This is a genomic window from Corynebacterium tuberculostearicum (genome assembly GCF_030229345.1).
Taxonomy (GTDB): Bacteria; Actinomycetota; Actinomycetes; order Mycobacteriales; family Mycobacteriaceae; genus Corynebacterium; species Corynebacterium tuberculostearicum_G.
On the sequence record NZ_JASPGP010000030.1, the window covers coordinates 1 to 482 of the forward strand.

Sequence of the window (482 nt, forward strand, 5' to 3'; positions counted from 1 at the left end):
CCTCGTGGCACGCGCAGTGCCCGCAGGCGGTTTGTTGACCCTATGGTGATGATTTCCGACCGGCCAGCAGAAGTAGACGACCGAGCCGTACCAGGTCATTGGGAAGGCGACCTCATTCTAGGCGCGGGCAATAAGTCTGCAATTGGGACTCTCGTAGAACGAACCACGCGCTATGTCATCTTGCTGCATTTACCTAATGGGCATAGTGCTACCGAAGTAAATGCAGCACTTACTAAAGCGATTGCTACCTTGCCAGATCATCTCAAAGGATCACTTACCTGGGATCAGGGAAGTGAAATGGCCTGCCATAAGGCCTTTTCTGTAGCGACAAACTGTCCCGTGTTCTTTTGCGATCCTGGCTCGCCGTGGCAGCGAGGCACCAATGAAAACACCAATGGACTACTAAGGCAGTACTTCCCTAAAGGAACAGACCTAAGCGTCCATAGTGCAGCGGACCTAGAATTCGTCGCCATGCAACTCAA

General features: G+C 52.5%; 1 protein-coding gene. It reads left to right on the forward strand.

Annotation, left to right across the window (positions count from 1 at the left end; all coding sequences use genetic code 11):
* Positions 1–482 (forward strand): IS30 family transposase (locus tag QP884_RS11235; RefSeq protein WP_284822065.1); only part of this gene is annotated, 482 nt, incomplete at both ends.